Raw genomic sequence first — 20,082 nt, forward strand, 5'->3', positions numbered from 1 at the left:
GCGTCACATGCAGGTGGTAGGCGGCCGCCCGCGCGACCTCCCCGCTCCGCAACCCGGTCACGATCCCACCCGCGCCGCGAGCGCGGTCAGGACCTCGATGTGCGGCTCCGCCACCGACACCGCGAGCGTCAGCTCCTCGGCCGACACGGTGCGGGTGAACGTGAAGAACGAGCAGCACGCGGTCTCCCGCGCGGCCAGCGTCGCCGCGGCGCCCGCCAGCTCGGGGGACGCGGGGAACGCGAACGCCAGCTCGCCGTCGGCGGGCCGCTCCACGCGCACGGCCTTCGCGAACAGGTCGTCGAACTCGGCCACCCGCAGCGGCTGTTCCACCGTCGGCAGTGTGCACGCCGAGGGCACCCACTCCAGCTCCATGACGCCACGGTAAGCCCGTACCCGGGTACCGGATGCAAGTCTCAGTCGCCGAACAGGGTGCGTGCCACGCCGCGGGCCGACGCCGTCAGGTCGTCGCCGAGGCGGGCGGGCAGCGCACCGGTCAGCCACAACGTCGCGAACCCGTGCATCAGCGACCACGCCGCCACGTCCGCGTACTCGCCGGCACGCTGCCGCGCGCCCTGCGCGAGGACCGCCCCGGCCCGCCCGCGCGCGGCGGCCAGCGCCGGGTCGTCGCGGTGGTGGGTGTCGGGGCGGAACATCACCTCGAAGTGCGCCGGGTGCGTGACCGCGAACCGGACGTACGCGACGCCCACCTCCGCGAAGTCGTCACCGGCCGAGGACAGCTCCCGCGCGAGCAGGTCGAAGCCTTCCTCGGCGAGCGCGGTCAGCACTCCAGCCTTGTCCCCGAAGTGGTGGACCGGCGCGGCGTGCGAGACCCCGGCACGACGAGCGACGTCTCGCAGGCTCAGGTTGGCCGATCCGACGGCCGTGATCGCCTCGACCGCCGCGGTCAGGATCGCGCGCCGCAGATCTCCGTGGTGGTAGGGCATACCGACGATCTTAACGCCGACAAGATCAGCGGCTCTGGTCGTCGTCTTCCTCGGCGTCGTCCTCGTCGTCGCGCGGTGCCCGGTACGGGTCCGGGTCACCCGCGGGCTTCGCGCCGTTGGCGAGCCGCGCCACCTCGGCGTCGGCGGCCGCCGCGCGGGCCAGCAGGTCCTCGATGTTCTTGGCGTCCTCCGGCACGGTGTCGGCCACGAACGTGAGCGTCGGCGTGAACCGGACACCGGTGCCCGCGCCGACCATCGACCGCAGCACACCCTTCGCGGACTCCAGCGCCGCTGCCGCGCCCTGCATGTCCGGCGTCGCGTCCAGCTTGTCGCCGAGCACGGTGTAGTACACCGTCGCGTCGTGCAGGTCCGCGGTCACCTTGGTGTCCGTGATCGTCACGCGGGCGAGCCGAGGGTCCTTCACCTCGTGCTCCAGTGCGGACGCGACGATCTGCGCGATCCGCTTGGCGAGCTTGCGGGCGCGTGGTGCGTCAGCCACGACGGTCTCCTTCTACAAGTCAGTCCTCGGGACCCAGCCACCGGCGGCGCGCCGACAGCAGGTCCAGCTCCGGCCGTCCCGCGACCATCCGCTCGCACGCGTCCAGCACGTCGTCCACGTGCGACGCCTCGGCGGCGACCACAGCGACGCCGATCAGCGTTCGCCGGTGCTTGTCCAGATGCCCGGCCTCGGCCACGGTCACCTCGAACCGCTTGCGCAGTTCGGCGATGACCGGACGGACGGCCGAACGCTTCTCCTTCAACGAGCGGATGTCACCGAGCAGCACATCCAGCTCGAGAGCCCCCACATACAAGGGAAATCCTCGAAAAGAGTAGGTCCCGGCGCCGCCGCACTCGACGGCGCCGGGAACGTCGACTCAGTCGCGCGGCTTCTCGCGCAGCTCGTAGGTCTCGATGATGTCCTCGACCTTGATGTCACCGTACGAGCCGAGCGTCAGACCACACTCGAAGCCCTCGCGGACCTCGACGGCGTCGTCCTTGAACCGCCGCAGCGAGCTGATCGGCAGGCCCTCCTGGATGACCGTGCCGTCGCGCATGAGCCGCGCCTTGGCGTTGCGCCGGATCTCGCCGGAGAGCACCATGCAGCCCGCGATCGTGCCGACCTTCGAGGACTTGAACACGTCGCGCACCTCGGCGCGGCCGAGCTCGACCTCTTCGTAGACCGGCTTGAGCATGCCCTTCAGGGCCTGCTCGATCTCGTCGATCGCCTGGTAGATGACCGAGTAGTACCGGACGTCGATGCCTTCGCGGTTCGCCTGCTCGGTGACCTTGCCCTCGGCGCGGACGTTGAACCCGAGGATGATCGCGTCGGACGCGATCGCCAGGTCCACGTTGGCCTTGGTGATGCCACCGACACCGCGGTCGATGACCCGCAGCTCGACCTCTTCGCCCACGTCGATCTTCGTGAGCGCGTCCTCGAGTGCCTCGACGGTACCCGAGTTGTCGCCCTTGATGATCAGGTTGAGCTGGCTGGTCTCCTTGAGCGCGGAGTCCAGGTCCTCGAGGCTGATCCGCTTGCGCCGCGAGGCGTTCGCCGCGTTGCGCATCCTGGCCGCCCGGCGTTCGGCGATCTGCCGGGCCGTGCGGTCCTCGTCGACCACCAGGAAGGTGTCGCCCGCGCCGGGCACCGACGTGAAGCCGATGACCTGGACGGGCCGCGACGGGGTCGCCTCGGTGATGTCCTCGTTGAACTCGTCGACCATCCGGCGCACGCGACCGTAGGCGTCGCCCGCCACGATCGAGTCGCCGACGCGGAGCGTGCCGCGCTGCACCAGCACCGTGGCGACCGGGCCGCGACCGCGGTCCAGGTGCGCCTCGATGGCGACGCCCTGCGCCTCCATCTCCGGGTTGGCCCGCAGGTCGAGCGCCGCGTCCGCGGTGAGCACGACCGCCTCGAGCAGCCCGCCGATGTTGATGTTCTGGCGCGCGGAGATGTCGACGAACATGGTCTCGCCGCCGTACTCCTCGGCCACGAGCCCGTACTCGGTGAGCTGCTGGCGCACCTTCTGCGGGTTCGCGCCCTCCTTGTCGATCTTGTTCACCGCAACCACGATCGGCAGCTCGGCGGCCTGCGCGTGGTTGATGGCCTCCACCGTCTGCGGCATGACGCCGTCGTCGGCGGCGACCACGATGATCGCGATGTCCGTGGAGTTCGCACCACGGGCACGCATGGCGGTGAACGCCTCGTGACCGGGGGTGTCGATGAAGGTGATCAGCCGCTCGTTGCCGTCGACGTCGACCGCGACCTGGTAGGCGCCGATGTGCTGGGTGATGCCGCCGGCCTCGCCCTCGTGCACGGTCGTCTTCCGGATGGTGTCCAGAAGTCGCGTCTTACCGTGGTCGACGTGACCCATGACGGTCACGACCGGCGGCCGTGCCTGCAGCTCCTCCTCGCCACCGGCGTTCTCGCCGTAGGAGATGTCGAAGGAGTCGAGCAGCTCGCGGTCCTCCTCCTCCGGGGAGACGACCTGCACCTTGTAGTTCATCTCGGTGCCGAGCAGCTCGAGCACGTCGTCGGAGACCGACTGCGTCGCGGTGACCATCTCACCGAGGTGGAACAGCACCTGCACCAGCGAGGCCGGGTTGGCGTTGATCTTCTCGGCGAAGTCGGTCAGCGAGGCGCCACGCGGGAGACGGATCGACTCGCCGTTGCCCTTGGGCAGGCGAACACCGCCGACGCTGGGCGCCTGCATGTTCTCCATGTACTCCTGGCGCTTCTGCCGCTTCGACTTGCGGCCACGCCGGGAAGGCCCACCGGGCCTGCCGAACGCACCCGCGGCGCCACCGCGACCGCCACCGGAGCCGGGACGGCCACCGCCGCCACCGCGGAAACCACCGCCGCCACCGGCCGGGGCACCACCGCCACCGCCGGGGCGGTAGCCACCGCCGCCGCCACCGCCGCCACCGGGACCGCCGCGGAAACCGCCGCCACCACCACCGGGACCGCCGCGTGCGCCGCCACCGGGACCGCCACGCGCGCCGCCACCAGGGCCGCCGCGTGCGCCGCCACCGGGACCGCCACGGCCGCCACCGGCCGGACGAGCCGGCCGAGGAGGCATCATGCCCGGGTTCGGGCGCGGCGGCATCGAGCCGGGCGAGGGCCGGGGACCGGCGGGTGCGTTGCCGCCACCGCCGCCACGCGGGCCGGGCGCGGGCCGGTCACCACCGGGCCGGGCGGCACGCTCGCCGCCAGGGGCGCCCTGGTTGCCGGGCCGGGGGCCGGGAGCAGGCCGGGCCGGAGGCGCACCGGCGCCGACACCGAACGGGTTGTTGCCCACCCTCGGCGCGCGCGGGCCGGGCTTGGGCGACTGCCGCTTGGGCGGCACGACCTGGCCACCCTGGTTGCCCTGGTTGCCGCCGGGCTGGTTGTTCTGCGCCGCCGCGGGCTGCTGCTGGGCGGGCTGCTGCGGTGCGGGTTGCTGCTGCGCAGGCTGCTGCTGCTCCTGCTTCGGAGCAGGCTTCGGAGCCGGACGCGGCGCCTCGGTCTCCACGTTCGCCGCCGGTGCGGGCGCGGGTGCGGGCGGCTTCGGCGCCGCCGGACCCGGCTTGGCCGCCGGCTTCGGGACAACGGTCTGTGCCACCGGTTCGGTGACCTCCGGCTTGCTCGGCCTCGGCGCCGGCTTGGGCTGCGCTGGGGTTGGGCCTGGGGTGGATGTCCTGCGCGAGTCGGACTTCCCCGACCCACCTGCCTTGGGGTACGCGTCCCGCAACCTGCGTGCGACCGGAGCCTCCACGGTGGAGGACGCGGACTTCACGAACTCGCCGAGCTCCTTGAGCTTCGCGAGAACGTCCTTGCTGGTGACACCGAGCTCCTTGGCGAGCTCATGTACTCGGGCCTTGCCTGCCACTGCTCTCCTCGTCTGAGTGAGGCCGGCGGCACTAGACCCGCGCGACCTCGTCCTATCGTCTGACGTTCATGGCTTCAGCTTCACGGCTGACTCATGACGGGTCGACCTGCTTTCGTTCGTCCAGCCCGGCCCGGGAATGTCCCGTGCCGGTCGTGCGGTGAACCAGTGCCTCCAGCTGGCCTCGGAGGCCACCGGTGTCGGGCGGCTGCCGCACGCGTAGCGCTCTCGCGAACGCGCGCCGCCGCTCGGCCTTGCTCAGACAACCGAGATCGGGATGTATCCACGCCCCGCGACCCGGAAGTGATCTTCGCAGATCGAGGGCGAGTTCCCCATCCGAAATCACGATCCGGAGCAACTCACCGGACAACGCCCTGGTCCGGCAGCCGATACAGGTGCGCACCGGGCCAGTGGCCAGTGCGGACGCGTGCGAGGTCGCCGGTCCAGATCGATGAACCACTGATGAGTCTATCCCGTCCGTGTCAGTCCGCCGAACCCGACGCCGGTGCGACCTGTCCCACTCCGCCGGGAGCGTCGTCGGGATCGGCCGGTGCGGCGTCGCTACGGATGTCGATCCGCCAGCCCGTCAGACGTGCGGCGAGGCGGGCGTTCTGGCCCTCCTTGCCGATCGCCAGCGACAGCTGGAAGTCCGGCACGACGACCCGAGCGGTCTTCGCTCGTTCGTCGACCACGCGGACAGAGATCACCTTCGCGGGTGACAGCGCGTTGCCGACGAAGGTGGCCGGGTCGTCCGAGTGGTCGATGATGTCGATCTTCTCACCGAGCAGCTCGCTCATCACGTTGCGCACCCGCGCACCCATCGGCCCGATGCACGCGCCCTTGGCGTTCACGCCGGGGACCGTGGACCGGACCGCGATCTTGGAGCGGTGACCGGCCTCACGCGCGACGGCCGGGATCTCGACGGTGCCGTCGGCGATCTCCGGGACCTCAAGCGCGAACAGCCGCCGCACCAGGTTCGGGTGCGACCTGGACAACGTGATCTGGGGTCCCCTTGTTCCCCTGCTCACCCCGAGCACGTAGCACTTGATGCGCGTGCCGTGCTCGTAGCGCTCGCCGGGCACCTGTTCGACCTGCGGCAGGACACCCTCGGTGTCGCCGACCTGGACCACGACCATGTTGCGGGCGTTGGCGCGCGCGTCCCGCTGCACCACGCCTGCGACGATCTCGCCCTCCTTGGCGGAGAACTCGCCGAACGTCTTCTCGTTCTCGGCGTCCCGCAGGCGCTGCAGGATGACCTGGCGTGCGGTGGTGGCGGCGATCCGGCCGAAGCCCTCCGGCGTGTCGTCCCACTCGGCGCCGGGCTCGCCGTCCTGGCCGACCTCGAACGCGATCACGCGGACGAGGCCCGTGCGCCGGTCGATGTCGATGCGGGCGTGCGGCTGGTGGCCGTCGGTGTGCTTGTACGCGGTGAGCAGCGCCGTCTCGATCGCCTCGATCACCGTGTCGAAGGGGATGTCCTTGTCACGCTCGATGGCACGCAGTGCCGCGATGTCGACATTCACCTCGACCCCTCCTCTTCATGTGTCAGTTTGGCGATCTCGGCCGCTGGTGGCTCTTTGAACTCCACCTCGATGACGGCGTGTTCGATCTCGGTGTATGGCACGTGGCGTAACCGTCCGTCGACCAGCAGCTCGACGCCGTCGTCACCGGCGTCGCCGACACGGGCGAGGAAGTTCACGTCCGCCTGCTTCACCGCGACCCTGCGCAGCCGTGCGCGGCGCCAGTGTCTCGGCTTGGTCAGCGGGCGGTCCAGGCCCGGCGAGGTGACCTCGAGGGTGTAGGCCCCGGCCAGGACGTCGTCGCGCGCGTCCAGTGCCGCCGACACCGCCCTGGACACCTCGGCGGTCTCGTCGAGGCTGATACCCCGGCCGTCCGCTCCCTCGCCGTCGACGACGACCTTGACGAGCTGTTTGCGGCCCGCCTGCTGGACGACCAGTTCCTCGAGCTCGAACCCGGCTCGTGCCACGGCGTCCGCGACGACCGGCTCCAGCTCCTCGCCGGCGCCGCCTGCGCGTTGTCGCTCACTTGGCACGTGCCGCTCCCTGCTGTTGTGGACGTTCACCTTGCGTGGTTGCCAAGCGTATCTCGTCTGCCCGGACGCCCTGGCCCCGAGCAGGCATGGTGCGTCCGACCGGGTGGCGGGACGGCCTGGCAGTATGACCGCCCGTGATGTTCACCCGTCGTGCCGCGCTGCGGTTGGGCACGCTGGCCGCCGTGGCGCCGCTGGTGGCGGCGTGTACGGAGGAGCCGTCCGCCCCGCCGCCACCCGACCCGCTCGCCGACCTCGCGGCGAAGGCCCGCGCCGACGCCGCGCTGGCGGAGGCGATCGCGACCGCGCAGCCCGCGCTGGCCGCCGCGGCGGGCGAGATCGCCAAGGCGCGGACCGAGCACGCGACGGCCCTGCAGGCGGAGGTGGACCGGGAGCGGCCGCCCGCGTCCTCGTCGTCGACCCGCCCGCCCTCGGCACCGGACGTGCCCTCGGACGCGGTCGCCGCGCTCGCCGACGCCCTCACGACGGCCGAGAAGCAGGCCGCCGACCTGGTCCCGTCCGTGTCGCGCTACCGGGCCGGGCTGCTCGGCTCGGTCGCCGCGTGCTGCGCGAGCCTGCGGGTGGTGCTCTCATGACCTCGCCGACGCCACCGCCTTCCCGGGGCCCGTCTTCGCTGCCGGACGAGGCGGCGCGGGCCACGCAGGACGCGCTGAGTGCCGAGCACGCCGCGCTGTGGGTGTACGGGCTGGTCAGCGCGTTCCTGCCCGACGACTACGGTGCCGCGCTGCGGGAGGGCTCGAACGCGCACCGCGCACGCAGGGACGCGACCGAGCTGCTGCTCAACGGCGCCGGGCAGGACCCGAGGTCCGCGGAGGCCGCGTACGTGCTGCCGCAGGAGGTGACCGACCAGCCATCGGCGCTCGCCGTGCTGGTGGTGGCGGAGACCGACGTGACCGTCGCCTGGCGCGCGGTCCTGGAACGCACGGACGACAGGACGCTGCGCGCCGGTGCGCTCGGCGGGCTCACCGACGCGGCCGTGCGGGCCACGCGGTGGCGGCGTGCCGCGGGTCAGACGCCCGCGACGCCACCGCTCCCGGGTACACCGGCCTGAGGCTCAACCGCTCTTGGTGTCGACCTGCTTCGCGAGCCGCAGCGCGTCATCGCAGACGGGGTCGAGGATCTCGTCCTCGTCCTTCTTCTTGGCCGCCTCGCCCTCGCTCTGGTCCTTCGGGTCCAGGTCGGCCTCGACGATGACGACCTCGCGGCCGTTCTGCTTCGCGGCGTAGCCGCCGCCAGCGCTGAGCCGGTCCATGCCCTCGACCGTGACGCCGCCGTCCCGCAGCACGTCGTTGACGTTGCCGGAGCCGTCCTCGTCGGTGAGGAGCCGCAGCTCGGCGGCCTTGTCCTCGTCGGGCATGGTGACCACCGAGACCGACGCGTACACGGTGCGCCCGTCGACCTCCGTGACGAACAGCTGCTGCGACAGGTGGTCGCACGGGTTGGCCTGCAGGTGCTCCTCGATACGGCCGTACGCGTGCTTCGCGCAGTTCTCGTCGGTCGCGGGCGAGGTCATGTCGGGGTGCGGCGAGAAGTCGAACCTGCCCTCGGTCTCCTGCTCGGTGCCGCTCTCGTCCGCCGCCGTGTTCGGCTGCTGACCGTCGTCGGTGATGTAGTACCAGACCACACCGGAGATGACCGCGACCGCGACGAGCCCGACTATCCGCAGTGCCCACTGCAGGGCGGGGTTGCCGGGCGGCCGGGGCGGCTCGTCCTGGCGGAACTGGATCGGCGGCGGCCGGTCGGGCCGCTGCGGGCCGTTGGCGGGCCACTGGGGTTGCCCTGGGCGGTAAGGAGCCGACACGGGAGGCACCGTAACCGGACATACGTTTGCCAACCAGGGCGAGGTGCCATTCCGGGCGCCGTCAGGATCTGGTAGCCAGTGCGCCGAGTACCCGGTCGACGTCGTCCTCGGTGTTGTAGAGGTGGAACGAGAGCCGGGTCCTGCCCGCCCGCTCCGCGCTCACGACGTCGGCCGCCGCGAGCCGTCCCCGCTGGTCAGCGGTGAGTTCGAGGGAGATGATCGCGGAACCGGCCGGTTCGCGGCCCACCTGCGCGAGCACGGTGTCGGCGAGGTGCGTGCAGTGGTCGCGGACGCTGGCCATGTCCAGTGCGGCGAGCCACTCCGTGGAAACGGCCGCGCCCAGTTGCGCGAACCAGACCGGCGAGAGGTCGAGGGCCCGCGCGCCGTCCGCGAGCCGCAGCGGCAGGCCGTAGACGCCGTCCCACGGGTCCTGTGCGGCGTACCAGTTGGCGGCCTGCGGGACCAGCGGCCGCGCGTCCGGGTGGACGGCGAGCCAGGCCGCGCCGCGGGGCGCGAACAGCCATTTGTAGCTGCCGCCGACCACGTAGTCGGCCCAGTCCAGCCGCAACGGCAGCCAGCCGGCCGCCTGTGTCGCGTCGAGGAGGACGGGGGTGCCCGCCGCCCGGAGCGCGGCCAGGTCGGCGAGCGCGCCGTCGGCGGACTGCACCACGCTCACTGCCACCAGGTCGGCGTCTGCGGCGGCCTCCGCGAGGTGGTCCGGCGGCACCTCGGTGACGGTCACGCCCCGCTTGTCCTGCGCCGCGAACGGGAAGGTGACGCTGGTGAACTCGCTGGCCACGGTCACGACCCGGGTGCGATCCGGCACGCTCGCGGCGACCAGGCCGACCAGCTGCGACACGCTCGCGCCGCTCGCCACGTGCTCCGGCGCGACCCCGGTGAGCCGGGCCCACGCCCGCCGCGCCGCGGCGACGTACCGGTCGTAGTGCGGTGGCCGCGCCGCGCCGGTGCGCCAGCCGGTGACCGCGTCGGCCACCGCGTCGGCGACCGCCGCCGACGGGATGCCGATGCTCGCGGTGTTCACATACCCGGCCGGCACCTCGAAGTGTGCCCCGAAAGCCTCTCGCACCGTTTCGAACCTACCGCGCCTCGGGATCGTGGCGGTCGGCGTGGCGTGAGGTAATGGGCGGCATGGAGACCACCGAGATCGAGGTGCGGACCGGCGGCAGCGAGGTCGTGCGCGACCTCACCGGGGAGTGCGCCGACTTCCTGTCGTCCGTCGGCGCAGAGGACGGGTTGCTGAACGTGTGGGTGCCGCACGCCACCGCGGGCATCGCGGTCATCGAGACCGGCGCGGGCAGCGACGACGACCTGCTCGCCGCGCTGCGTGACCTGCTCCCCGCCGACGACCGCTGGCGCCACAAGCACGGCTCGCACGGCCATGGGCGGGACCACGTGCTGCCCGCACTGGTCCCGCCGTCGACCACGGTCCCGGTCGTCGGCGGCAGGCTCGCGCTCGGCACCTGGCAGTCGATCTGCCTGGTGGACACGAACGTCGACAACCACACGCGGAAGGTGCGGCTCAGCTACCTGAGCTGACCAGCTCCCGCGTCCCGGCGGGGGCTTCCTGTTCCGGCCGCCGCCCCGGCCAGACCATCACGACGAGACCGGCGACCGCCATCGACGTGAGGACGATCAGCCCGGTCCGCACGTCCGGCGCGTCCGGCACGCCCTGCATGAGGCTGCGGAGTCCCTCCGTGGAGAAGCGGAACGGGGTCCAGGACCACAGCAGTGTGCGGTACGCCGGGTCGAGCATCTCCGGGACGGTGCCCGCGACCGCGGGGGCGAGCAGGTACAGCGGGCCCAGGATCGCGGCGGCACGCAGGTGGAGCAGGCGCAGCAGCGCGCCCTGGACGGACGCGAACGCGACGGCGGTCAGCAGCAGGAAGCCGAGGACGTCCCATCCGAGGTCCAGTGAGGAGTCCCACAGCTTCGTCAGCCCGGCGACCGCGCCGGTGGCGAGCACGCTGACCGACACGACCAGCGTCAGGCGCGCGCCGGTACGGGTACGCGTGCCGGGCTTGGCGACGAGCAGGCCGAACGCCATGGCCGCGACGAGGCCGCCGACCCACAGGAGCGCGCTGGCGGCCAGCGGCGCCGTCCGGCCCGCGGTGCTGGCGGCGTGCAGTGTCTCCACCTCCGGCGGTGCCACCCGCACGTTCTGCTGGGCGAGCGCGCCGGCGAGGCCCTGCGCGGCTCCGGTGAGCACCTGCTGGGCGACCTGTGTGCCCTGCGGGTTGACGGCGCCGGAGGTGACGATCGTGAGCGCGGGGCCCCCACCGAGCTCCAGGATCCCGTAGATCTCCTTGTCCGCCAGGAGCTCCCTGGCGTGCGCGGGGTCGGTGACCTGCCAGTCGACGGTGTCGCCGCCCTGGCTCGCGATCCGGTCGGCGGCCGCGCCGAGCTGGGGCGGGCCGTCCCGCGGGACGGCGATCGCCACCGGCAGGTGGTCGGGCGCGACTGTCGCCTGCACGCCGAAGGTGAGGAAGCCGAGCACCGTGGCGACCACCGCCCCCACAAGGCCCAGCCCCACCGCGACAGTGGTCGGGTTGCGCATCTCTCCTCGATTCATCGGACGTTGAATTCAAGGAGGAAGGTACGCCCGCTCCGGAAGATTGGTCAACTGGTGTTGAATTTCTTTTCACTGTCGGTGGTCCGTGTCACGATGGCCGGGTGAGGACGCTCGTGCTGTGGGACATCGACCTGACCCTCGTCGACTACTCGGGGGTCGGCAGGCGCTGGTACGCGGACGCGCTGGCCGAGGTGGCCGGCGTGCCGATCGCGCACCTGCCGTCGTTCCCCGGCCGGACCGAACGCTCACTCGCGCGCGAGTTCCTGGCGGCACACGGCTTCGAGCACTCGGACGAGCGGGTCGAGCAGTTCTTCGCCGCGCTCACCGCGCTGGCGGAGCAGGACCGCGCGGCACTGCCCACCCTCGGCCGCGCGCTGGCAGGCGCGCGGGAGATCCTGGCGGAGCTGTCGACCCGCGAGCACGTGGTGCAGTCGCTGGTGACGGGCAACCTGCCGGTGCTGGCGTCGTACAAGCTGGAGGCGTTCGACCTGCACCACCACATCGACTTCGAGATCGGTGGCTACGGTTCGCTGTCCGAGCACCGCCACGACCTGGTCGCGGCCGCGATCACGCAGGCGCAGACCAAGCACGGCACCGGTTTCGACTCGGTGGTCGTCATCGGCGACACGCCACACGACGTGGCCGCGGGCCTGCACCACGGCACGACGACCGTCGGCGTGGCCACGGGCCGCCACACGATGGCGGAGCTGACGGAGTCCGGCGCACACGTGACACTGCCGGACCTGTCCGACACGCCTGCGGTAGTCAAAACCCTTCTGACGTAAGGGTTCTCTGGCCTCCGGCCCCCCGATTCCCAGCCTACCGGAGACCACCGACGACGACGCGCGGCGCACAGCGAGTTGTCCACAGGGGAGCCGGTTGTCCCCAACCTGCCCGCACACCAACGGTTCCTGCCGACCCTGCCCCGTAGGCCGGCAGCCGGGGGCCGGAGGCCAAGCCGTGGAACGCGAACGGCCGCCGGACGCGGAACGTCCGGCGGCCGAACCCCAGCTCCGTCAGCCACGAACCAGCTCGGTCAGGTGCGCCACGATGTCGCCGACGGCGACCTCGGTCCGCTCCCCCGACCTGCGGTCCTTGACCTCGACGACCCCGTTCGCGAGCCCGCGCCCGACCACCACGATCGTCGGCACCCCGACGAGGTCCGCGTCCGCGAACTTCACCCCGGGCATCGCCGTCCGGTCGTCCAGCAGCACCGTCAGGCCCGCCGCGTCGAGGTCCGCCGCGACCTGCTCGCCGCCGGCGCGGATCTCCTCGCTCTTGCCCGCGATCACGACGTGGACGTCCGCCGGCGCGACCCCACGCGGCCACACCAGCCCGTGCTCGTCGTGCGACTGCTCGGCGATCACGGCGACGAGCCGCGAAACCCCGATGCCGTAGGACCCCATGGTGATCCGGATCGGCTTGCTGTCGGCACCGAGCGCGTCCAGCGAGAACGCGTTCGTGTACTTGCGGCCCAGCTGGAAGATGTGCCCGATCTCGATGCCCCGCGCGGCGACCAGCGTGCCGTGCCCGTCGGGCGACGCGTCGCCCGCACGCACCTCGGCGGCCTCGATCGTCCCGTCTGGGGTGAAGTCCCGCCCGCACACCAGGTCCACCACGTGGTGGTCGGTCTTGTCCGCGCCCGTCACCCACGCGGTGCCGGTGACGACGCGGGGGTCCACGAGGTAGCGAACCCCGTTGTCCTGCAGTGCCTTCGGCCCGATGTACCCCTTGACGAGGAAGGGGTTGGCGGCGAAGTCGGCCTCGTCGAGGATCTCGACCGCCCGCGGCTCCAGCGCGGCCTCGAGACGCTTCATGTCGACCTCGCGGTCACCCGGCAGGCCGACGGCGAGCAGCTCCCACTTGTCCTCACCGGGCGCACGCGTCTTCAGCAGGACGTTCTTGAGCGTGTCCGCCGCGGTGAACTCCCGGCCGAGCCCCGCCTTGTCGAGGAACGCGACGAGCGTCTCGATCGTGGGCGTGTCCGGCGTGTGGTGCACCTGCGCCGCGGGCTTGTCGTCGATCGGCTGCGCGGGCGGCGCGGGCGTCACCACGGCCTCGACGTTGGCCGCGTAGCCGGACCCGGTGCTGCGCACGAACGTGTCCTCACCGGTCTCCGCCTCGGCGAGGAACTCCTCGGACGCCGACCCGCCCATCGCGCCGGACATGGCCGACACGATCACGTACTTGAGGCCGAGCCGGTCGAAGATCCTGATGTAGGCGTCCCGGTGCTTGCGGTAGCTCGCCGCGAGGCCGTCGTCGTCCAGGTCGAACGAGTAGGAGTCCTTCATGAGGAACTCGCGGCCACGCAGGATGCCCGCCCTGGGCCGCGCCTCGTCCCGGTACTTCGTCTGCACCTGGTACAGCACGACCGGGTAGTCCTTGTACGAGCTGTACTCACCCTTCACGGTGAGCGTGAACAGCTCCTCGTGGGTGGGGCCGAGCAGGTAGTCCGCCTTCTTGCGGTCCTTGAGCCGGAACAGGTTGTCGCCGTACTCGGTCCAGCGGCCGGAGGTCTCGTAGGGCTCGCGGGGCAACAGGGCGGGGAACTGGATCTCCTGCCCGCCCATCGCGTCCATCTCCTCGCGGACGACGCGCTCGATGTTCCGCAGCACCCTCAGGCCGAGCGGCAGCCAGGAGTAGCCGCCCGGTGCCACGCGGCGGACGTACCCGGCGCGCACCAGCAGCTTGTGGCTGGGCACCTCGGCGTCCGCCGGATCCTCACGCAGCGTGCGCAGGAACAGCGACGACATCCTGGTGATCACGGCAGTTCTCCTTGTGCTGGAAACGTGCGGCAAAGGGTAGTGAACGACCCCCTGCCAGCGCAGGCGGGTTACGCGGGCCGTTCACCGGCCGCCGGCGCCACGAGCCGGTCCTCGGTCACGATCGCGGTGACGAGGTCGGCCGGGGTGACGTCGAACGCGAGGTTGAGCGTCGGGGTGTCCGGCAGGCCACCCAGTATCTCCCTGCCGTCCCGCACCTCGATCTCCACCTCCGCGCCGGACGCCAGCGCCGGGTCGATCGTCGACTCCGGCGCCGCCACGAGGAACGGCACACCGGCCCGTGCGGCCGCCAGTGCCAACGGGTAGGTGCCGATCTTGTTGACCACGTCGCCGTTCGCCGTGATGCGGTCCGCACCGACCACCACCGCCTGCGCGAGCCCCCTGGCCAGCACCGTCGCCCCGGCCGAGTCGACGACGAGCGTGTGGTCGACGCCCATCTCGGCCAGCTCCCAGGCGGTGAGCCGCGCGCCCTGCAGCAGCGGGCGGGTCTCGTCGACATAGACGTGGCGCAGGCGGTTCCTCAGGTGCAGGGACCGGACGACGCCGAGGGCGGTGCCCCATTCGACACAGGCGAGCGCACCCGCGTTGCAGTGCGTCTGCACCGCGATGGGGCCCTCGACCCGCGTGGTCAGCCAGTCCGCGCCGCGCTCCCCCAGCGCACGGTTGCGTGCGGCGTCGGACTCGAGGAGGGCCAGCGCGGCGGCGAGCACGGCCTCCTCGCCGTCCGGCAGCCGCGCCAGGACGTGGCCGACGCCCCACGCGAGGTTCACCGCGGTCGGCCGGGCGGCGCGGAGGGCGGCGAGGTCGCGGTCCCGGTGACGGGGCGCGCCGACGACCGCCATGGCCGCCCCCAGCGCACCGGCTACTCCCAGTGCCGGCGCGCCCCGGATCGCGAGTCGCTGGATCGCGTCAACCAGGTCCTCGACGGTGAAGATCTCCAGGACCACGACTTCACCGGGTAGCTTCGTCTGGTCGATCGCCACGATGTGGTCATCCTGCCAGTCAATGGTTCGCACGAGCCCCATTTTGTCGGTGGTCGCCCGTACCGTCCGCGCCATGAACCTCGATCTCGGCGGCATCACCATCGACAGCACCGACCCGCGCAAGCTCGCGGAGTTCTGGACACAGGCGCTCGGCCTGGCGGTCGTGTTCGACGCGGACGGCGAGTTCCTGCAGCTCTCCTCCTCCGGCAACCCGCGGCAGCCCTACCTCGGCCTGCAGAAGGTGCCGGAGAGGCGCACCGGCAAGAACCGCGTGCACGTCGACCTCGCGACCGACGACAGGGAAGGCGAACTCAAGCGCCTGGAGTCCCTCGGCGCGACGATCGGCGAGACACACGAGATGCCCGGCCTCACCTGGACGGTCTTACAGGACCCGGAAGGCAACGAGTTCTGCGTGGGTTCGGCGCACGACTGAAAACCGGTTGCGACACGGCCGCGGGGCCTGAGATCCTGTGAGCCGTCGTTGAAGCGCGCCGGTCGGTGACCGGTGGACGAGAAGGAGGTGCCCGATGACCAGCAAGGTCGCCTGGACGCGGCACGCCCTCGTCCGCCCGTCCCACTGAGAGTCGTCGCGACGCGCGCCTTGGTGGGGCGCTCACACCCTTTCCCAAGGAGAACCCACCAGTGCGCACGCACGACTTCGAAGACTTCCTGGACGACGAGAACCCCTACGAGGAACGCCGGTCCCGCCCACGCAGGGCCAGGCGCGACGACGCCGAGTTCGACCCGGTGCAGGCCCGAGCGGGCCGCCTGACCGAACAGGAACGCGTCCGGCTGGCCGCGGTACGCGAGAGCGCACTGGCAGGCCCGCCCCTGCCCGACGGCGCCGACCGCTGGTCCACCTGGGGCGACGGCGAACAGGGTCCACTGCCGAGGCCGGACTGGGTGGTGACGGAACTGGCCGCTGCCGACAGCGAGTTGGGAGTACTGAAGACAGGCAAGGAAGCGGATGTCCACCTGATACAGCGGGCGGTGCCGGACACCGGGCGAGGCTGTCTCATGGCCGCGAAACGCTACCGCTCGAACGAACACCGCATGTTCCACCGCGACGCGGGCTACCTGGAAGGACGCAGAATGCGCCGCAGCCGCGAAATGCGCGCGATGGCCAACAGGACGGCCTTCGGCCGCAACCTGATCGCGGAACAGTGGGCGGTGGCCGAGTTCGCGGCACTGTCACGCCTGTGGTCCATCGGTGCTCCGGTCCCGTACCCGGTACAACGCAGCGGCACCGAACTGCTGATGGAGTACCTGGGCGACGAGGACGGCACGGCGGCTCCGCGCCTGGCGGAGCTACGCCCGACAGGCGCGGAGCTGGAAGACCTGTGGCACCAGCTGACAGACGTGCTGACCCTGCTGGCGTCGGAAGGCGTGGCCCACGGCGACCTGTCGTCCTACAACCTCCTGGTCCACGACGGCAGGCTCATGCTGATCGACCTACCGCAGATCGTCGACCTGGTGGCGAACCCGCGAGGCCTGGAGTTCCTGGCAAGGGACGTGGCGAACGTGTCGGACTGGTTCAGGTCGAAGGGCCTCCCGGAAGACAAGGCAGACCCCACGGCGATGACAGAACACCTGACAGAGGCGGCGGGCCTGGACTGACCCCTGCCCTGGGGTGTCCCGCCGACACGGGCCGGCGGGACACCCCAGCACGCAGTCCCGCCCGCGCTGCTTGACCTCGCCCCTTGCCCGTCGCACCGGTTCCCGGTCCACGCGTGTGGCGAACCTCATGCTCCGGATCTCGACACGCGTCCCGGGAATCAAATCGGCGGTATGACGGTTCGTTCAGGAGGCGGGCCGCCAGATCCCATGGCCCGTCCAGGCAGGCGGTACGTCATGCCGCGTGCCGCGCGACAACGGGATCGAGTAGACTGAAGATCGCACCGCGAGCGGACCCTGTGCCGCTCCCCTAGCCCGGCGAGATGCGCCGGTTCGGCAAGCGGTGAACAGCACCCACTTTGGCGCAACGTGCGCCGGGCTCGTCCGTGCCCCTGAACACCAGGGTTCTCTGGGACGCGCCAAGTCCCGAGAGGACCTTTGTGACCGCAATGCACAACCGGTCGGCGTCTGCCGGCCGTAGCTCACGCAAGCCGCGCAGCCGAGTGAGCAAGACCCAGTTCGACCGCCGACCGCGGGTGAGTCACGCGCAGGCACTCGACGAGATCCCCCTCAGCCCCATCGCCGACGTCGACACGTTCGACGAGCTGGGCGTGTCCGCGAAGCTCTCCGCGGAGCTGGGACGTGCAGGGATCACCAAGCCCTTCCCCATCCAGATCGCGACGCTTCCCGACGCACTCGCCGGCCGCGACGTGCTCGGCCGCGCCCAGACCGGTTCCGGCAAGACGCTCGCGTTCGGGCTCGCGCTCCTATCCCGTCTCGACGGTGGCAAGGCCCGCCCGAAGCACCCCCGCGCGATCGTCCTCGTGCCGACGCGTGAGCTCGCGATGCAGGTCAGCGACGCGTTGACGCCGCTCGCGAAGGCACTCGGCCTGTGGTGCCGGACGGTCGTCGGCGGCATGTCGTTCTCGAAGCAGTCGGACGCGCTGCGCCGCGGTGTCGACCTGCTGATCGCCACGCCCGGCCGGTTGTCCGACCACGTCCGCCAGGGCACGTGCGTCCTGGACGAGGTCGCGTTCACCGCGCTCGACGAGGCCGACCAGATGGCGGACATGGGCTTCATGCCGCAGGTCCGCGCGATCCTCGACCTGACGCCCGTCGGCCAGCGCATGCTGTTCTCGGCCACCCTGGACGGTGACGTGCAGCAACTCGTCACCCGCTACCTGCACGACCCGGTGACGCACTCGGTGCAGTCCGCGAAGGCCAGCGTGACCACGATGGACCACCACGTGCTGCTGGTGTCCAAGGAGGACAAGGCGGCGGTGGTCGCGGAGATGGCCGCCCGTGAGGGCCGCACCATCATGTTCCTGCGCACCAAGCACCACGTGGACCGCCTGACCGCGAAGCTCCGTTCGATGGGCGTCCGCGCGGGCGCACTCCACGGCGGCAAGACCCAGGGCGCCCGCAACCGTGTCCTCGGCGACTTCAAGGAGGGCTCGCTCCCGGTGCTGGTCGCGACGGACGTCGCGGCCCGGGGCATCCACGTCGACGGCGTGAGCCTCGTCGTGCACGTCGACCCGCCCGCGGACTCGAAGGCGTACCTGCACCGCGCGGGCCGCACCGCCCGCGCAGGCGAGTCGGGCACGGTCGTCACGGTGGTGACACACCAGGAGCGCCGGACGGTGTCCCGCATGACCGATCAGGCAGGCGTCAGCCCGACGAGCACCAAGGTGACCCCGGGCGACGACGACCTGGTCCGCATCACGGGCGCCCGGGTTCCGACCGGTGAGCCGATCATCGAGCAGGAGCAGGCGAAGCGCCCGCCGCGTGCCCGCCATGCAGGCGCAGGCGGCTACCGCGGACAGGGCAACCGCAACCGCGAGCGCTTCAACCCGCGCCGCAGCCGCTCGGACCGCAACCGAGACCGCTGACCTAGTGTCCCGCGCCGGAAATTCGGTGCGTGAGTCGGCGGATCCAGGTTTCTGATCGCAAGGCACTCGCTGGGCCGTCGAATCATGTGCCGGATTTCCGGCGCGGGGCACTAGCACACCTTCGGCCCCCGGCATCCCAGCCGGGGGCCGAAGGTGTCTCAGCACCCTTGCGCCGAGGCCGCGGCCTCCGGCCCCCGTGCACCATTTTGCTCGGTGGGACCGACAGTTCCGGTGCGTGCGCGGGGGCGCTGTGGACAACTGGGGTCTGTGGACAGAAACTCCGGAACTGTCGGTCCTCGTCGGTACGCCCGAAATCGGGGGCCGGAGGCCACCGTCCTCAGTCGCCCAGTGCGGTCACCTCGCCGATCACCACGATCGCCGGGGGGCGGATGGCTTGCGCGGCAACGTCGTCCGCCAGCTTGTCCAAAGTAGACTTCAGGACGCGCTGGCCGGCTGTCGTGCCTTCCTGGATCACCGTTGCCGGTGTGTCCGGGGCCCGGCCGCCCTCGCGCAGGGCCTTGGTGATCGGGGTGATGCGTTCCACCGCCATCAGGAGGACCAGTGTTCCCCTGAGAGCAGCCAGTGCGGGCCAGTCGACCAGGGACGTGGGGTGTCCTGGCGGGACGTGGCCCGACACGACCACCACCTCGTGCGCGACCCCTCGGTGTGTCACCGGGACGCCGGCCATGGCGGGTACGCCGAAGGCCGAGGTGACGCCCGGGACCACCGTCACCGGGATGTCGGCCGCCGCGCAGGCCAGCAGCTCCTCGAAGCCCCGGCCGAAGACGTAGGGGTCGCCACCCTTCAGGCGGACCACGAAACGGCCGTCGCGGGCGTGTGTGACGAGCAGGTCGTTGATCGCTTCCTGGGCCGCCGCCCTGCCGTACGGGAGCTTGGCCGCGTCGATCACCGTCACCGAGGGGTCCAGTTCCTCCAGCAGCGCCGCCGGGGCCAGGTGGTCGGCCACGACGACGTCCGCCAGGCCCAGGAGCCTTCTGCCGCGGACGGTGATCAGGTCGGGGTCACCTGGGCCACCACCCACCAGGGCGACGCCGTGGGGGCGGGAGCCCGCCACCGGGACCGTGCCCGCCCGCAACGCCGACAGGAGGCCGTCGCGGACCGTTGCCGATCGGCGGAACACACCACCCGCGAGGACGCCCACCAGCAGGCCGTCGTGGTTGCCGGTCGCGGGCGTGACCGCGGTGCCCGCGGCGCCGTCGTCGGCCCGGACACAGAAGACCCCGCGTCGTTCGGCTTCCGCCGACACCGCCTCGTTCACCTGCCGGGACGAGGTGCAGCACAGCACGTACCAGGCACCATCGAGGTCACCGTCGGCGTAGGGGCGTTCGTGCCACACGACGGCACCGGAGGTCGCCATGGCCTCCACCGACGGGGTGACCGACGGGGAGATCACCTCCACCCGCGCCCCGGACGACACCAGCCTCGGCAGCCTGCGCTGCGCCACCGTCCCGCCGCCGACGACCACGACGCGGCGGCCTGCCAGGTCCAGTCCGGCCAGGTAGTGCGACTCACTCATGGCCGAC

At 71.6% G+C, this 20,082-nt stretch carries 21 protein-coding genes; 7 read left to right on the forward strand and 14 right to left on the reverse strand.

Annotation, left to right across the window (positions count from 1 at the left end):
• Positions 1-57: 57 nt before the first annotated feature.
• From ACFPCV_RS22765 to rimP, 8 genes are all read right to left on the reverse strand, one after another.
• A complete protein-coding gene (locus tag ACFPCV_RS22765) occupies positions 58-372 on the reverse strand; it encodes a hypothetical protein (RefSeq protein ID WP_378058316.1) in 315 nt (104 codons plus the stop codon).
• A gap of 41 nt (positions 373-413) precedes the next feature.
• Positions 414-944: a TetR/AcrR family transcriptional regulator gene (locus tag ACFPCV_RS22770; RefSeq protein ID WP_378058317.1), complete on the reverse strand. Its 531-nt coding sequence runs from the start codon at positions 942-944 to the stop codon at positions 414-416.
• 25 nt (positions 945-969) lie between these two features.
• Positions 970-1,443: a 30S ribosome-binding factor RbfA gene (gene rbfA / locus ACFPCV_RS22775; protein WP_378058318.1), complete on the reverse strand. Its 474-nt coding sequence runs from the start codon at positions 1,441-1,443 to the stop codon at positions 970-972.
• 19 nt (positions 1,444-1,462) lie between these two features.
• On the reverse strand, positions 1,463-1,756 hold the full coding sequence (locus ACFPCV_RS22780) for a DUF503 domain-containing protein (RefSeq protein WP_378058319.1): 294 nt from the start codon (positions 1,754-1,756) through the stop codon (positions 1,463-1,465).
• Positions 1,757-1,819: 63 nt separating this feature from the next.
• Positions 1,820-4,810: a translation initiation factor IF-2 gene (gene infB, locus ACFPCV_RS22785; RefSeq protein ID WP_378058320.1), complete on the reverse strand. Its 2,991-nt coding sequence runs from the start codon at positions 4,808-4,810 to the stop codon at positions 1,820-1,822.
• 91 nt (positions 4,811-4,901) lie between these two features.
• Positions 4,902-5,267, reverse strand: a complete 366-nt coding sequence (locus tag ACFPCV_RS22790) for a YlxR family protein (RefSeq protein WP_378058321.1) — start codon at positions 5,265-5,267, stop codon at positions 4,902-4,904.
• Between the two features lie 22 nt (positions 5,268-5,289).
• On the reverse strand, positions 5,290-6,330 hold the full coding sequence (gene nusA, locus ACFPCV_RS22795) for a transcription termination factor NusA (RefSeq protein WP_378058322.1): 1,041 nt from the start codon (positions 6,328-6,330) through the stop codon (positions 5,290-5,292).
• Positions 6,327-6,860 (reverse strand): ribosome maturation factor RimP, encoded by a 534-nt coding sequence (gene rimP, locus ACFPCV_RS22800; protein WP_378058323.1) that lies wholly within the window; start codon positions 6,858-6,860, stop codon positions 6,327-6,329. Before rimP ends, nusA begins: the two co-directional genes overlap by 4 nt.
• A gap of 137 nt (positions 6,861-6,997) precedes the next feature.
• On the opposite strand from rimP, the gene ACFPCV_RS22805 reads away from it, so the two are divergent.
• On the forward strand, positions 6,998-7,453 hold the full coding sequence (locus ACFPCV_RS22805) for a hypothetical protein (protein WP_378058730.1): 456 nt from the start codon (positions 6,998-7,000) through the stop codon (positions 7,451-7,453).
• The gene (locus ACFPCV_RS22810) at positions 7,450-7,929 is read left to right on the forward strand and encodes a ferritin-like domain-containing protein (protein ID WP_378058324.1); all 480 of its coding nucleotides are present in this window, start codon (positions 7,450-7,452) and stop codon (positions 7,927-7,929) included. Before ACFPCV_RS22805 ends, ACFPCV_RS22810 begins: the two co-directional genes overlap by 4 nt.
• Before the next feature lie 3 nt (positions 7,930-7,932).
• Here the strand turns inward: ACFPCV_RS22810 and ACFPCV_RS22815 are convergent, their stop codons facing one another.
• Both ACFPCV_RS22815 and ACFPCV_RS22820 read right to left on the reverse strand, forming a co-directional pair.
• Positions 7,933-8,679, reverse strand: a complete 747-nt coding sequence (locus tag ACFPCV_RS22815; RefSeq protein WP_378058325.1) for a hypothetical protein — start codon at positions 8,677-8,679, stop codon at positions 7,933-7,935.
• A 61-nt stretch (positions 8,680-8,740) separates the two neighbouring features.
• Positions 8,741-9,766, reverse strand: a complete 1,026-nt coding sequence (locus ACFPCV_RS22820) for an aminotransferase class V-fold PLP-dependent enzyme (RefSeq protein ID WP_378058326.1) — start codon at positions 9,764-9,766, stop codon at positions 8,741-8,743.
• Positions 9,767-9,828: 62 nt separating this feature from the next.
• Here ACFPCV_RS22820 and ACFPCV_RS22825 point away from each other — a divergent pair, with 62 nt between their 5' ends.
• On the forward strand, positions 9,829-10,236 hold the full coding sequence (locus ACFPCV_RS22825; RefSeq protein ID WP_378058327.1) for a secondary thiamine-phosphate synthase enzyme YjbQ: 408 nt from the start codon (positions 9,829-9,831) through the stop codon (positions 10,234-10,236).
• Here ACFPCV_RS22825 and ACFPCV_RS22830 read toward each other — a convergent pair.
• Positions 10,220-11,254, reverse strand: coding sequence for a YhgE/Pip domain-containing protein (locus ACFPCV_RS22830; protein ID WP_378058328.1), 1,035 nt, complete (start codon positions 11,252-11,254; stop codon positions 10,220-10,222). The two genes, ACFPCV_RS22825 and ACFPCV_RS22830, sit on opposite strands and share 17 nt — an antisense overlap.
• 116 nt (positions 11,255-11,370) lie before the next feature.
• On the opposite strand from ACFPCV_RS22830, the gene ACFPCV_RS22835 reads away from it, so the two are divergent.
• Positions 11,371-12,054: an HAD family hydrolase gene (locus tag ACFPCV_RS22835; protein WP_378058329.1), complete on the forward strand. Its 684-nt coding sequence runs from the start codon at positions 11,371-11,373 to the stop codon at positions 12,052-12,054.
• Between the two features lie 231 nt (positions 12,055-12,285).
• On the opposite strand, the gene ACFPCV_RS22840 is transcribed toward ACFPCV_RS22835, so the two are convergent.
• Positions 12,286-14,034 (reverse strand): proline--tRNA ligase, encoded by a 1,749-nt coding sequence (locus tag ACFPCV_RS22840; protein WP_378058330.1) that lies wholly within the window; start codon positions 14,032-14,034, stop codon positions 12,286-12,288.
• Between the two features lie 68 nt (positions 14,035-14,102).
• Positions 14,103-15,077 (reverse strand): S-methyl-5-thioribose-1-phosphate isomerase, encoded by a 975-nt coding sequence (gene mtnA / locus ACFPCV_RS22845; RefSeq protein ID WP_378058331.1) that lies wholly within the window; start codon positions 15,075-15,077, stop codon positions 14,103-14,105.
• Between the two features lie 31 nt (positions 15,078-15,108).
• On the opposite strand from mtnA, the gene ACFPCV_RS22850 reads away from it, so the two are divergent.
• The 3 genes from ACFPCV_RS22850 to ACFPCV_RS22860 all read left to right on the forward strand — a co-directional run bounded on the left by ACFPCV_RS22850 (position 15,109) and on the right by ACFPCV_RS22860 (position 18,538).
• Positions 15,109-15,468, forward strand: coding sequence for a VOC family protein (locus ACFPCV_RS22850; protein ID WP_378058332.1), 360 nt, complete (start codon positions 15,109-15,111; stop codon positions 15,466-15,468).
• Positions 15,469-15,677: 209 nt separating this feature from the next.
• Entirely contained in the window at positions 15,678-16,652 is a 975-nt protein-coding gene (locus tag ACFPCV_RS22855; protein WP_378058333.1) for a serine protein kinase RIO, read from the forward strand.
• Between the two features lie 446 nt (positions 16,653-17,098).
• Entirely contained in the window at positions 17,099-18,538 is a 1,440-nt protein-coding gene (locus ACFPCV_RS22860) for a DEAD/DEAH box helicase (protein WP_378058731.1), read from the forward strand.
• A 337-nt stretch (positions 18,539-18,875) separates the two neighbouring features.
• On the opposite strand, the gene cobA is transcribed toward ACFPCV_RS22860, so the two are convergent.
• Positions 18,876-20,075, reverse strand: a complete 1,200-nt coding sequence (gene cobA / locus ACFPCV_RS22865) for a uroporphyrinogen-III C-methyltransferase (RefSeq protein ID WP_378058334.1) — start codon at positions 20,073-20,075, stop codon at positions 18,876-18,878.
• Positions 20,076-20,082: the final 7 nt, after the last annotated feature.

Origin of the sequence: Actinophytocola glycyrrhizae, assembly GCF_042653545.1 — a bacterium.
In the GTDB taxonomy this organism is placed as follows: Bacteria; Actinomycetota; Actinomycetes; order Mycobacteriales; family Pseudonocardiaceae; genus Actinophytocola; species Actinophytocola glycyrrhizae.